This is a genomic window from Stenotrophomonas sp. STEN023 (assembly GCF_056760135.1).
The window spans coordinates 1-13,263 of sequence record NZ_JBRREF010000043.1 but is presented as its reverse complement, the minus strand read 5'-3'; the positions used below and the strand labels follow the sequence as shown (position 1 = coordinate 13,263).

Below are 13,263 nucleotides of genomic sequence, written 5' to 3'. Positions count from 1 at the left end.
CAACAACAGCGCTGACTGGCGTAGACCTGCAAAGACATTCGCCCTGCCCCACCGTGCGCGTAGCCCCTCGCTCGACCGGGTGATCGGATTGTTCCCTGCTGCCATCGTTCGTGCCCCAAGCTGATCCGGGGATACTAGCAAACCGTCGGGAGCTTGCAGGAACCAAGACTGCCGCCCGCCCGGGATTTTCGCTGGAGTGTGATTGGCAGTGTGAAAGCTTGTCGAGCTGATGACAGCAACGCCGCAGCGGCAGCGTTTGTAGGAGCGGCGTCAGCCGCGAAGCTGGATATCTGACAGATTGCGGCTGGAGCTTCCTACGTTTGAGACACAGATGGTGGTTCACCGCTGCCGGCTCCGGAAGATTCTGTAGCTTCGCGGTTTACACCGCTCCCACAAACAGCACCGGCCTTATCCGTTGGCTGGCCACTGCGGTGCTTCCCAGCGAACGATGGCCTCCAGGCCGCCTTGCGGGTGGTTGCGCAGGACCAGGCTTGCACCGTCCTTCTCGGCCAGCGCGCGGGCGATGGTCAGGCCAAGGCCGGCACCACCGGTCTCGCGCGAGCGCGAGGTCTCCAGGCGCAGGAACGGGGTGAACACCGCTTCCAGCTCTTCCTCGGCCAAGCCTGGCCCGTTGTCGCGCACCCGCACCTCCACGGCGGCACCGTCGCGGCGTGCGCTTACATACGCGGCGCGGCCGTACTTCACCGCGTTGTCGACCAGGTTGGAGAACAAACGCCGCATCGCCAACGGCCGCAGCATCAGCACCGCGCCGCTCCCCTGCTCCAGCACCGCATCATGCCCGGATTCGGCGGCATCCTCGACCACGCTTTCCAGCAATGAATCCAGATCCAATGCGGCGCGTTGCTCGGCACTCTCGGCGCTGCGGGCGAGTTCCAGGCCTTCACGGATCAAGGCCTGCATCGCGGCAAGATCACCAATCAGGCGTTCGCGCAACTGTTCGTCCTGCACGTTTTCCAGCCGCAGTCGCAGCCGCGTCGATGGCGTCTGCAGATCGTGGGTGATCGCCGCCAGCATCTGTGTGCGCTCGCCGAGGTGCCGCTGCAGCCGCAGCTGCATGGCATTGAACGCCTCGGCGGCGCGCTGCACTTCGAGCGGCCCGGACACCGGCAAGGGGGCCCGCTGCAGGTCGTGGCCGAGTTCGGTGGCATGCGTTGCCAAGCGTTGCAGTGGCGAACTGGCGATACGTGCAACCAGATAGGCCAACAAACCAATCGCCAGCGCCAGCAGCGACAGGAACCACGGATCAAATGCCGACGCCGAGCGCCGTGCCATCGCAGGGTATTCCAGCGCAAGCCGCAGCGGGGTACCGTCGCTGAGCTTCAACTCCACCAGCCGGCAGCGTGGCGGAGTGAACGCCGGGTCGCGCTCGTGCCGGTGCGAAGGACGCTGCCCGCGATCGGGCGGCGGCAGGAACTCGGGTAATGGCGGCATGCAGGCACGGAAGCTGCTGGCGCGCACCTGTGCACTGGCAAGCGCGCCACCGCGCGCGGCCAGCACGTCCATCAGCGCCCTGTCCATGTCCCCAGTACGGACCTCGCCTTTGACCTCACGTACATTGGGCCCGCCAACGGCCAGCAGGCGGCTGCGCAGCTCCGGATTGCCGTCCAGCAGATTGACGAAGCCCTGCAGCCGATCGGCGATACGGGCAAGGTTCTGCCGCTCGAACTCCTGCTGGCGTCGGCTCTCGGCCAGCAGCGTCGCGCCAATCGCCGCCACCATCATGCCGACCAGCAGGATGACGAACAGCCGCCCGGCCATCGACGACAGGAACAGGCGCAGCCGCTTCATTCCAGCGTCACCGCACTGGCGAACACATAGCCCTCGTTGCGCACGGTCTTGATCAGGCCGTCGGCACCGCCAGCATCAGCCAGCTTCTGCCGCAGGCGGCTGATCTGCAGGTCGATGGCGCGGTCCTGCGATTCGTAGTTGCGACCGCTGCTCAGCGATACCAACTGTTCGCGTGACAACACCTTGTTGGCATGTGCCACCAGCACCCGCAGCAGGCGGAACTCGGCACCAGACAGCATCACCACCCGTTTGGCCGGATCTACCAAATGCCGGTGTTCCAGATCGAATACCCAGCCGGAAAAGAGCGCCCGACGCATCGCCAGCGGCTCCATGTTGGTCGGCAAGGCCTCGGTCCGGCGCAACACGTTGCGGATACGCGCCAGCAGCTCGCGCGGCTCGAAGGGCTTGGCCAGGTAATCATCGGCGCCCATTTCCAGCCCCAGCACGCGATCAATCGGTTCGCTGCGTGCGGTCAGCATGATCACCGGCGTGGTCGAGCGCACGCGCAGCTCACGGCATAGCGCCAGGCCGTCTTCGCGCGGCAGATTCAGGTCCAGCACGATCAGGTCGATGTGCTCGCGCGCCAATACCTGGCGCATCTCGTTGCCATCGGCCGCCGTGCTCACGGCATAGCCTGCCCGGCCCAGTTGCTCGGCCAGCAGGCTGCGGATGTCACTGTCGTCGTCTACCACCAACAAGCGGTGCAAGGTCTGTATGTCCGTCATGGGCCAATGATCCATGCTAGCGGATCGTCGTGCGCGCCCGCATACGTATCGGCGTGTATCAACACCTGCACTTGATACACGCCGATACATGGCTTGCTGAACCTGATACACGCCGACACACACTGTGCCTTGAGGCTGAACAGGGTGCTGACCACACTGGCTTCAACGCCGCACGCTGCGGCCCAGCCTGAGTGCCTGATCACCGTGAAGCTGCTGCCCTCCTCCCGCCGCAATCGCATCCTGCTTGCCGCTGCCATCGTCGCCCTGATCGCCGGCGGCGTGTTCTGGGCCACACGCAAGCCCGCTGCCCCTTCGATGGCCACCTCTCCGGTCAGCCGTGGCGATCTGGAACAGACCGTCGACGCCACCGGCGTGATCGATGCCTACAAGCTGGTCAGCGTCGGCGCCCAGGCTTCCGGCCAGATCAAGGTGCTGAAGGTGCAGCTGGGCGATGTGGTCAAACAAGGCGACCTGATCGCCGAGATCGACTCGGTTACCCAGGAAAACAGCCTGAAGAATGCCGAAGCCGCGCTGGAGAACATCCGCGCCCAGCGCGCGGTGCAGACCGCCTCACTGAAGGAGTCCGAGCTGGCCTTCGCCCGCCAGAAGGAGATGCTGGCCGCCGAAGCCACCTCGCGCGCCGACTACGAGTCGGCCGAGGCCAACCTGGCCAGCACCCGCGCGCAGATCCGTGCACTCGATGCGCAGATCCGCCAGCGCGAAACCGAACTGGGCACCGCCCAGGCCAACCTCGGCTATACCCGCATCACCGCGCCCATCGACGGCACCGTGGTCGCGGTGGTTGCCGAAGAAGGTCGTACGGTCAACGCCAACCAGTCGGCACCGACCATCGTCAAGCTGGCACGACTGGATCTGGTCACGGTGAATGCCGAGATCTCCGAAGCCGACGTGGTCAAGATCAAGCCCGGCATGCCGGTGTACTTCACCATCCTCGGCAACCCGGACCACAAGTACGAAGCCAAGCTGCGTACGGTGAACCCGGCGCCTGCCTCGATCAGCACCGACAGCACCACCTCCAGCAGTTCGTCCTCATCCAGCTCCAGCACCGCCGTGTACTACAACGCACTGTTCGACGTCGAGAACCCGGACGGCACGCTGCGCATCGACATGACCGCGCAGGTCTCGGTGATGCTGGCCCAGGCCAAGGATGCGCTGTTGATCCCCACCGTCGCACTCGGCCCCAAGGTGCCGGAAGGCGGCCGCGACCGCGGCCCGAATGCCGCCAATGGCGAGCAGCGCGCCGCCCGCAGCAAGCAGGAAGGCCAGCGCCAGCAGCGCCGCCAGCCGGATGCCGCCGCACTGGCCAAGAGCAACAGCTACGTGGTTCGCGTGGTCAACAAGGACGGCCAGCCGGAGCCGCGCACGATCAAGGTCGGCCTCAACAACGGCTCCAACGTCGAAGTACTGGAAGGCCTGAAGGAAGGCGAGCTGGTCGTGGTCGGCGAAGTCACCGCTGGCGAGAAGTCGAGCAGCAACCAGCGCAGTCCGATGGGTCCGATGATGGGCGGCCCGCGCCGATGAGCCAGCCACTCCTGCAACTGCGCGACCTGCGTCGCGAGTTTCCGGCCGGCGAGGACACCATCGCCGTGCTCAAGGACGTCAACCTCGACATCCACGCCGGCGAGATGGTCGCCATCGTTGGCCAGTCCGGTTCGGGCAAGTCGACCTTGATGAACATCCTCGGCTGCCTGGACCGCCCCACCGTGGGTTCCTACAAAGTAGCCGGCCGCGAAACTGGACGCATGCAACCGGACGAACTGGCCGAGCTGCGCCGCGAACACTTCGGCTTCATCTTCCAGCGCTATCACCTGCTGGGCGATCTGGATGCACGCGGCAACGTGGAAGTACCGGCGATCTATGCCGGTACGCCTGCCGACGCCCGCCGCAGCCGCGCCGAGGCGCTGCTCGCGCGGCTGGGCCTGAGCGACCGCATGGGCCACAAGCCGGGCCAGCTGTCCGGCGGCCAGCAGCAGCGCGTCTCGATCGCGCGTGCGCTGATGAACGGCGGCGAGGTGATCCTGGCCGACGAACCCACCGGCGCGTTGGACAGCGCCTCGGGCGAAGAAGTGATGAACATCCTCGGCGAGCTGCATGCCGAGGGCCAGACCATCATCATCGTCACCCACGACATGCACGTGGCCGAGCACGCCCAGCGCATCATCGAAATCCACGATGGCGTGATCGTCGCCGACCGTCGCAACGACAAGGTGCCAGCACTGCAGAAACAGCAACGCCCTGCCCCCGTGCGCACCGGCGGCAGTGCTTTCCAGGCCGCGCGCGATCGTTTCGTCGAAGCCTTCCGCATGGCCTTGCTGGCAATGAACGCGCACCGCCTGCGCACCTTCCTGACCATGCTCGGCATCATCATCGGCATCGCCTCGGTGGTGTCGGTGGTGGCGATGGGCAACGGCTCTCAGCAGCAGATCCTGCAGAACATATCCTCGCTGGGCACCAACACCATCGACGTGTATCCGGGCAAAGGCTTCGGCGACATGCGCTCCGGTCGCGTACAGACACTGAAAAGCAGCGATGCCGAAGCACTCGCCACGCAGAGTTACATCGACAGCGTCACCCCCAGCGTGTCCAGTTCGGTGACCGCACGTGTAGGCAACAAGGCCGCTTCGGCGCAGGTTGCCGGCATCGGTGACCAATACTTCCGGGTCAAGGGCATGACCTTGATCAGCGGTCGCTACTTCGATGAAAGCGAAGTAAAGGGCCTGGCACAGGTGGTGGTGATCGACGAGAACACGCGCAGCCAGCTATTTGGCAGTGATGATCCGCTCGGCAAGGTGGTGCTGCTGGGCAATGTGCCGGCGCGGGTGATCGGTGTGGCCAAGCGCCAGTCGATGGGCTTTGGTGGCAGCACCAATCTCAGCGTCTGGGTGCCGTACACCACGGTGATGGCACGCATGCTGGGGCAGACCTACCTGAGCAGCATCACCTTGCGGGTCAAGGACGACACGCCGATAGATGCCGCGCAATCGGCGATCACCAAACTGCTGACCCTGCGCCACGGCACCGAGGACTTCTTCCTCAGCAACACTGCCGAGATCCGCGAGACCATCGAGTCCACCACCAAGACCATGACCTTGCTGATCGGCGCGATCGCCGCGATTGCACTGGTGGTCGGCGGCATCGGCGTGATGAACATCATGCTGGTATCGGTGACCGAGCGTACCCGCGAGATCGGCGTGCGCATGGCAGTGGGTGCGCGGCAAAGCGATATCCGCCAGCAATTCCTGATCGAAGCGGTATTGGTCTGCCTGCTCGGCGGCGTGCTAGGCATCGCGCTGGCGCTGTCGATCGGCTGGGCCTTCCAGACCTTTGGTGCCAGCTTCACCCTGCTGTTCTCCACCGGCTCGATCGTTGCCGCCTTCGCCTGCTCGACCCTGATCGGCGTGGCGTTCGGCTTCCTGCCGGCCCGCAACGCCGCCCAGCTCGACCCGGTCGAGGCCTTGGCCCGCGAATGAAGATGACCATGAAAGCACTGCGTCCCGTACTACTCTCCGCTGCCTTGACTGCTGCCTTGGTCGGCTGCGCCACCACGCCCAGCGCCGACCCTGCCGCCGACCTGCGCGTGCCCACTGTCTACGGCCGTGGCGATGCCGCCGCCAATGCACCGGTGCAGGCCATCGAGCACGAAGTGACCGCACCGGTTGCCGATGTGCATGCCGACGCCTGGTGGCAAGGCTTCGCCGATCCGAACCTGGACCAGCTGATCGAGCGCGTGCTGGCCAGCAACACCGACATGGCCTCGGCCGGTTTGAAGCTGGAACGTGCCCGCGCCCAAGCTGGCTTGGCCAGTGCCGACCTGTGGCCGCAAGCCAGCGGCTCGGTCAGCGCCAATAGCAGCCGCAGCATCGACAGCAGCGACGACTGGTCGCGCAACAACAGCGCCAGCGTCTCGCTGGGCTGGGAGCTGGACCTGTGGGGCAAGCTGCGTGGCCAGCGCGATATCGCCCGCTGGGAAGCGCAGGCCACCGCGCAGGACCTGCAGAGTACGGCGCTGAGCCTGGTCGGCCAGAGCACCGAGCTGTACTGGCAGCTGGGTTATCTCAACCAGGCGATTGCCACCGGCCAGGCCAATCTTGAGCGTTTGCAGCGTACTGCTTCATTGGTGCAGACCCAGTTCGATGCTGGTGGCGTTTCGCGGCTGGAAGTGCGTCAGGCACAGCAGAACATCGAGAGCCAGAAGGCTGCGCAATCGCAGCTGGAACAGCAACGGGTGGAGACCCGTAATGCCTTGACCGTGCTGCTGGATGGCCAGCCCTGGCCACTGGCGAACGAACCGCAGAACCTGGATGTCGCGCAGAGCCCGGCCCTGGTTGAAGGCATGCCTGCCGAGTTGCTGGCACGCCGACCGGACCTGCGCGCTGCCGAGCTGCGCCTGCGGCAGTCGCTGAAGAGCATCAAGGTGACGGCCACCAGCTACTACCCCAGCCTGAGCCTGAGTGGCTCGGTAGGCAGTTCTGCCACTTCACTGGGCGATGTGCTGACCAATCCAGTGGCGACGCTGGGTGCGGGCTTGAGCCTGCCGTTCCTGAAATTCCGGCAGATGCAGCTGGATATCAAATCGGCGGATCTGTCGTATCAGATCGCCGCCAATGATTTCCGCCGCACGCTGTATACCGCGCTGTCGGAAGTGGACAACGCCTTGTCGGCACGCACCCGCCTGGCTGAGCAGGTCGCTGCCGCCCAGGCTTCGTATGACGAGGCGGTGGAGATCGCGCGTTTGTACGAGGTGCGCTATCGCGCTGGTGCTACCGATCTGCGCACGTGGCTGGAAGCGGAGCAGACCCGCCGCAACGCCGAGTTGTCGCTGGCGCAGACCAAGCGCAGCCAGCTGGTGAATGATGTGACGCTGTACAAGGCGCTGGGTGGTGGGGCCCAACAGCAGCAGTAATGCCGCTTAAGCCCCTCTCCCGTTCACGGGAGAGGGGTTGGGGTGAGGGGAAGCTTCTAGCAAGGGAAAGTCAAAAGCTCCCCTCATCCGCCCTTCGGCCACCTTCTCCCGCCCGCGGGAGAAGGGATTGCGTCAGGCATCGCTTGGATCTGCAGCACTCCGGGCCCCCTACTGCCCCGGCGCGTTCACCCCATGCCGCTGCAGAACCTCCCGCACCTTGTCCAACGGAATAGCCTCCACCGTCTGCCCATTACCACTCACCGTGGTCGCCATGAACAGAGCGTTGTAAACCGACTCTTCCACCGCATCGACGCTGGCCTGGAACACCGCGCTCATCTGCTCGTTCGCCAGTTCAGTGGTCTGCAGCTGCGCCGCATCAAACCCACGCCGCACCGATTCGGCGGTTGAAAACGCCAGCACATAGTCGCCGCTGCCGTTGGATGCCGAACTACCCGTCCGCCCCAAACCCATCATCCCGCGTGAGGCCAGACGCCGCAGGTTGCGATCCGACAAGGGCGCATCGGTGGCCACAACAATGATCACCGAGCCATCGCCGCGATCATCGGCAAGCCCGCGCACATTGTCCTGCGCGGCGACTGCGTTCTGGAACGCATAACGGTCCAGCTCACGCCCGACCGGCGCGCCTTCCACCTGCAACACGCCGCCAAAATTGGCCTGCACCAACACGCCCACGGTCCAGCCGCCAAGGCTCTCGGGCAGCTTGCGCGATGACGTACCAATGCCGCCCTTCCAGCCGAATGCCACCGTGCCGGTGCCAGCGCCGACACTGCCTTCCTGCACCGGTCCGCCCTTCGCGCTCTCCAATGCCCGACGCACCGCATCAGCAGTGACCGGTCGCGCGCGGATGTCATTGAGACCGCCATCGTTGGTCTCGCCCACGACCACATTGAGCGAGCGCACCTGCTGCATGTCCGGTTGCGCCAGCATCCAATCGGCCATCGCATCGGCCGCTTTCCACACGCACAGCGTGCAGGTCAGCAGGATCGGGGTTTCCAGTTCGCCCAGTTCGTTGACCTGGGTACTGCCGACAAATTTGCCGAAGCCATTGCCGACATGCAGCGCCGCTGGCACGCGCGAGCGATAAGTATTGCCGGGGTGCGGCAGGATTGCGGTAACGCCGGTGCGCACCGTATTGCCGGTACTCAGCGTCACCTGACCGACGCGCACGCCGGCCACATCGGTGATCGCATTGTTGCTGCCGGGGCTGAAGATGCCCGGCGCGACGCCCAGATCACGTGCGCGTACGCGCGGTGCGTCCTGGGCGGCAGCGCTCAGGACACAAAGCCCCGCCAGCGCCACAGTCAATCGGAGAAAAAGACGATGCGGCGTGCGGGGCATGGTGTTCCTTACAGGCGTTGGCGGACTGCCTCGAACAATGCCACACCCGTGGCCACGGATACATTGAGGCTCTCAACGTCGCCCGGCATCGGGATGCGCACCAGCTGGTCGCAGGTTTCGCGGGTCAGGCGGCGCATGCCGTCGGCTTCGCCGCCCATCACCAGCGCCACGTTGCCGCGCAGGTCGAGCTTGTGAATGGTGGTGTCCGATTCACCGGCCAGCCCGTACACCCACACGCCCAGCTTCTGCATGTCCTTGATGCAGCGGACCAGATTGGTCACCGACACCACCGGGATGCTGTCGGCCGCGCCGGCGCTGACCTTGCGCACGGTGGCATTGACCGGGGCGCTCTTGTCCTTGGGGATGACAACGGCGGTGACACCAGCGGCGGCGGCGCTGCGCAGGCAGGCACCAAGGTTGTGCGGGTCCTGTACCTCGTCCAGCACCAGCACCAGCGCCTTGCCTTCGGCCGCTTCGATCAGGCCTTTCAGCTCGTTCTCGTCCCACAGCTTGGGCGCGGCATAGCGCGCGACCACGCCCTGGTGGCGGACCTGGCCGGCCACGCCGCCCAGCGCCTGGGCGTTGACCTTGCGCACGTCGATGCCCTTGCGCAGGGCTTCTTCCTCGATCTCAACCAGGCGCGGGTTCTTGGCGCCGGCCTCGATCAGGACCTCGCGGACGTTTTCGGGGTCTTTCTCGATCGACGAAGCAACGGCATTGACGCCGACGATCCACTGGTTCTGCTTGCTCATGGGCGTCACATGGGGACTTCTGGGGGTGGCAATGGTAGGCCGATTCGGCCCGGCCCGCAGCTGCCACCGGCCTGCGGGGTGCGGGAAAGGCGGCCTTCGCTGCTGCGAGGGCCGCTTCCGGCATCAATACTTCTGCTTGCTGCGCTTGGCTGGCTTGCCCCGTTCGGGCAGCGGTGCCGGTGCCGGCGGGTCGACCTTGCCGTCCTTGTCCTCGACCAGACGGAAGTCGATCTTGCGCTCTTCCATGCTGGCCTTGAGCACCAGGATGCGGACCCGGTCACCGAGCCGGAACTCGTTGCCACGGCGGTCGCCGCTCAGCGTCTTGCGGATCGGGTCGAACTGGTAATAGTCATGCGGCAGCTGGGTCACGTGCACCAGGCCATTGACCTTGGACTCGTACAGCTCGACGAACAGGCCGAAGCTGGTCACGCCGCTGATCACGCCGTCGAACTGGCTGCCAACGTGCTTTTCCATCCATGCGGCGCGGAAACGCTCGTCGACCTCGCGCTCGGCCTCGTCGGCACGACGCTCACGCTCGGAGCATTGCAGCGACAAGGCCGCCATTTCGCGCGGGGTATAGGTGTACTTCTCCAGCGGGCCGCCAGTCAGCGCGTACTTGATGGCACGGTGCACCAGCAGATCGGGGTAACGACGGATAGGCGAGGTGAAGTGCGCGTAGGCCTCCAGCGCCAGCCCGAAGTGACCGTTGTTGTCCGGCGAATACACCGCCAACGACTGGCTGCGCAGCAGCACTGACTCCAGCAATGCCGCATCCGGGCGCTCACGCACCTTCTTCAGCAGCTTGGTGTAATCGCCCGGCTGCACCTTGCTCCACGGCGGCAGACTCAGCTTGAATTCCTTGAGGAACTCCAGCAGGTCGGCAAACTTGGACTCCGGCGGCCGCTCGTGCACGCGGAACGGCGCCGGCACATGCTTGGACAGCAGGTAGCGCGCGGCCTCGACGTTGGCGGCGATCATGCATTCCTCGATCAGCTTGTGGGCGTCGTTGCGCACCATCATGCCGGCCTGGGTGACCTCGCCACGGTTGTCCAGCACGAAGCGCACTTCCGAGGATTCAAACTCGATGGCGCCACGGCGCTCGCGCGCCTTGGACAGGATGCGGTAGAGCTGGTGCAGGTTCTGGATCTGCGGCAGTAACGGGCCGATGAAGGCCTTGGTGTCCGCGTCGTCCTCGCCCACCGCCGCCCACACCTGGGTATAGGTCAGGCGTGCGTGTGAATTCATCACCGCTTCGTAGAACTTGGACTCACTGACCTGGCCATCGCGCCCGATCTGCATGTCGCAGACGAAGCACATGCGGTCTTCCTTCGGCCGCAGCGAGCAGATGCCGTTGGACAGCGTCTCCGGCAGCATCGGCACCACGAAACCGGGGAAGTACACCGAGGTCGCGCGGCGCTGTGCTTCGTCATCCAGCGGCGTGCCGGGACGCACGTAATTGGAGACGTCGGCAATGGCCACCACCAGACGGAAACCGTCGCGGTTCGGCTCGCAATAGACCGCGTCATCGAAGTCCTTGGCATCCTCACCATCGATGGTGACCAGCGGCATGGAACGCAGGTCCACGCGCTTGCCGATCATCGACGCTTCCACCGTCAACGGCACGGCCGTGGCTTCGTCCAGCACTTCCGGCGGGAACTCGTAGGGCAGCTCATGGCCGTGGATGGCGGTTTCCACCACCAGCGACGGGGTCAGTTTGTCGCCGAGCACGGCAATGATCTTGCCGATTGGGGGACGCCGCGAATCCGGTGCATGGGTCAGTTCGCAGACGACCAGTTGCCCGTCCTTGGCGCCACCAGTGAGGTCGCCCGGGATCTGGATGTTGCGCTGGATGCGCTTGTCATCCGGCACCACGTAGCTGATGCCAGCCTCGATGCTGAAATGCCCGATCAGACGATTGACGCCACGCTCCAGCACGCGGGCGATGGCGCCTTCACGGCGGCCACGGCGGTCGATGCCGGTGACGTTGGCCAGTGCACGATCACCGTGCATGACCTTGCGCATCTCATAAGGCGACAGGAACAGATCGTCGCCGCCTTCGTCCGGGCGCAGGAAACCAAAACCTTCCGGGTTGGCGATGACCACACCGGGGATCAGGCTCAACTGGCTGACCGGTGCGAAGCCGCCGCGGCGGTTCTGCACCAGCTGGCCGTCGCGCACCATCGCGCCAAGGCGCTTGGACAGCGCGTCGGCACGATCCGGCTCGGTCAGGCCCAAGGCCGCAGCGATTTCCTCGGCGTTCTGTGGTCCTTCGCAGCGGTCCAGCAACTGCAGGATGGCCTCGCGGCTGGCAATCGGCTGCGCGTAGCGCTCGGCTTCGCGCGATGCGTAGGGATCATCGAAGGCCGCAACCGGTGGAGCGGACTTGCGACGCCCGCGCACGAAACTCTGCGGCGCGACATCGTCGGTGAATTTGCGTTTGCCTGGCTTGGCGGCGGCGCGTGGGCCGGCCTTGCCTGGCTTTGCTGCGCCCGCTTTCGCCGGTGCGGACAGACTCTCCGGCATCCATGGCGGCAGCTTGGCGGTTTTTGCTTTGGGGGCTTTGCCCGGCGCCTTGCCCGGCTTGCTGCCGGTGGCGGACTTGCGGGCCTTGTCGGCCCCAGTGGTCTTTTTGTTTTTCATCAGCCTCCATGGTACATGCACCTAGGTGTACAGGGTGCGCACACGATCACTGCAGATGTTTGAGAAAAAACGTTGACAAAGATCCGCATCCTCTGCAAACTGCGCGACCTGAAGTGCCCAGGTGGCGGAATTGGTAGACGCACTAGCTTCAGGTGCTAGCGGGGGCAACTCCGTGGAGGTTCGAGTCCTCTTCTGGGCACCACGTTTCAAGATCAAACCCGCGAAAGCGGGTTTTTTCGTTTCCGGGGTCGAGTAAACAAGCCGCGGTAGTCCGCGGCAAGCAAAGCGCCCTGGGATCCTCAACGCCCACCAGCCACCGCAGGCGCCCCGGGTGCGCTTCGCTTACCCGGGCTACGGTGAGCTAGCCTCTTCTTCACAAAACTGTTGACGGCACCAAAAACGTCCCACATAATCTCGCTCCTGAGTCGCCCGGGTGGCGGAATTGGTAGACGCACTAGCTTCAGGTGCTAGCGGGGGCAACTCCGTGGAGGTTCGAGTCCTCTCCCGGGCACCACGACTCAAACGAAACAACCCGCGAAAGCGGGTTTTTTTGTGCCCGCGGTTTGTAGTGCCGAGCCATGCTCGGCAGAAGCCTTGCCGATAATCCCGACGGTAGTGCCGAGCCATGCTCGGCAGAGGCCATACCGATAGTCCCAACCATGCTCGGCAGAGGCCTTACCGGTAAAGCCCCTTGCCGAGCATGGCTCGGCACTACAGTTGATCTACCGCGACGTGAAATTTCTTCACGCAAATCGTTGACAGTTTTCTTCACACTCGGCACAATTCGTCTCCTGAGTCGCCCAGGTGGCGGAATTGGTAGACGCACTAGCTTCAGGTGCTAGCGGGGGCAACTCCGTGGAGGTTCGAGTCCTCTCCTGGGCACCATGACTCAAACGAAACAACCCGCGAAAGCGGGTTTTTTTGTGCCCGCGGTTTTTATCTGTAGTGCCGAGCCATGCTCGGCAGAAGCTTTACCGACAATCCCAACCTGTAGTGCCGAGCCATGCTCGGCAGCGGCATTACCGCTAAAGCCCCTTGCCGAGCATGGCTCGGC

General features: G+C 64.7%; 8 protein-coding genes and 3 tRNA genes. 6 read left to right on the top strand and 5 right to left on the bottom strand.

Annotated features, from left to right (window positions below; genetic code table 11):
• Positions 1 to 408: 408 nt before the first annotated feature.
• On the bottom strand, positions 409 to 1,809 hold the full coding sequence (locus ACVOLV_RS13100; protein WP_481554782.1) for an ATP-binding protein: 1,401 nt from the start codon (positions 1,807 to 1,809) through the stop codon (positions 409 to 411).
• Positions 1,806 to 2,534 (bottom strand): response regulator, encoded by a 729-nt coding sequence (locus ACVOLV_RS13095; RefSeq protein ID WP_481554781.1) that lies wholly within the window; start codon positions 2,532 to 2,534, stop codon positions 1,806 to 1,808. Before ACVOLV_RS13095 ends, ACVOLV_RS13100 begins: the two co-directional genes overlap by 4 nt.
• A 198-nt stretch (positions 2,535 to 2,732) precedes the next feature.
• On the opposite strand from ACVOLV_RS13095, the gene ACVOLV_RS13090 reads away from it, so the two are divergent.
• Genes ACVOLV_RS13090 through ACVOLV_RS13080 form a run of 3 tightly spaced genes read left to right on the top strand, consistent with a single transcriptional unit; the run spans position 2,733 to position 7,458 of the window.
• Entirely contained in the window at positions 2,733 to 4,076 is a 1,344-nt protein-coding gene (locus ACVOLV_RS13090; RefSeq protein WP_481554804.1) for an efflux RND transporter periplasmic adaptor subunit, read from the top strand.
• Positions 4,073 to 6,025 (top strand): MacB family efflux pump subunit, encoded by a 1,953-nt coding sequence (locus ACVOLV_RS13085; RefSeq protein WP_481554780.1) that lies wholly within the window; start codon positions 4,073 to 4,075, stop codon positions 6,023 to 6,025. The genes ACVOLV_RS13090 and ACVOLV_RS13085 overlap by 4 nt, the downstream gene beginning before the upstream one ends.
• An 8-nt stretch (positions 6,026 to 6,033) precedes the next feature.
• The gene (locus ACVOLV_RS13080; RefSeq protein ID WP_481554779.1) at positions 6,034 to 7,458 is read left to right on the top strand and encodes an efflux transporter outer membrane subunit; all 1,425 of its coding nucleotides are present in this window, start codon (positions 6,034 to 6,036) and stop codon (positions 7,456 to 7,458) included.
• 168 nt (positions 7,459 to 7,626) lie between these two features.
• Here ACVOLV_RS13080 and ACVOLV_RS13075 read toward each other — a convergent pair whose 3' ends face one another.
• From ACVOLV_RS13075 to rnr, 3 genes are all read right to left on the bottom strand, one after another.
• Complete coding sequence (locus tag ACVOLV_RS13075; protein WP_481554778.1) at positions 7,627 to 8,817, bottom strand: DmpA family aminopeptidase; 1,191 nt, start codon at positions 8,815 to 8,817, stop codon at positions 7,627 to 7,629.
• 8 nt (positions 8,818 to 8,825) lie between these two features.
• Positions 8,826 to 9,569 (bottom strand): 23S rRNA (guanosine(2251)-2'-O)-methyltransferase RlmB, encoded by a 744-nt coding sequence (rlmB, locus tag ACVOLV_RS13070; RefSeq protein WP_296252531.1) that lies wholly within the window; start codon positions 9,567 to 9,569, stop codon positions 8,826 to 8,828.
• A gap of 123 nt (positions 9,570 to 9,692) precedes the next feature.
• Positions 9,693 to 12,209, bottom strand: coding sequence for a ribonuclease R (gene rnr, locus ACVOLV_RS13065; RefSeq protein WP_481554777.1), 2,517 nt, complete (start codon positions 12,207 to 12,209; stop codon positions 9,693 to 9,695).
• Positions 12,210 to 12,324: 115 nt separating this feature from the next.
• Between rnr and ACVOLV_RS13060 the strand changes: the two genes are divergently transcribed.
• The 3 genes from ACVOLV_RS13060 to ACVOLV_RS13050 all read left to right on the top strand — a co-directional run bounded on the left by ACVOLV_RS13060 (position 12,325) and on the right by ACVOLV_RS13050 (position 13,094).
• Positions 12,325 to 12,411 (top strand) — tRNA-Leu (locus ACVOLV_RS13060).
• 225 nt (positions 12,412 to 12,636) lie between these two features.
• Positions 12,637 to 12,723, top strand: a tRNA-Leu gene (locus ACVOLV_RS13055).
• A gap of 284 nt (positions 12,724 to 13,007) precedes the next feature.
• Positions 13,008 to 13,094: transfer RNA gene (locus ACVOLV_RS13050), tRNA-Leu, on the top strand.
• Positions 13,095 to 13,263: the final 169 nt, after the last annotated feature.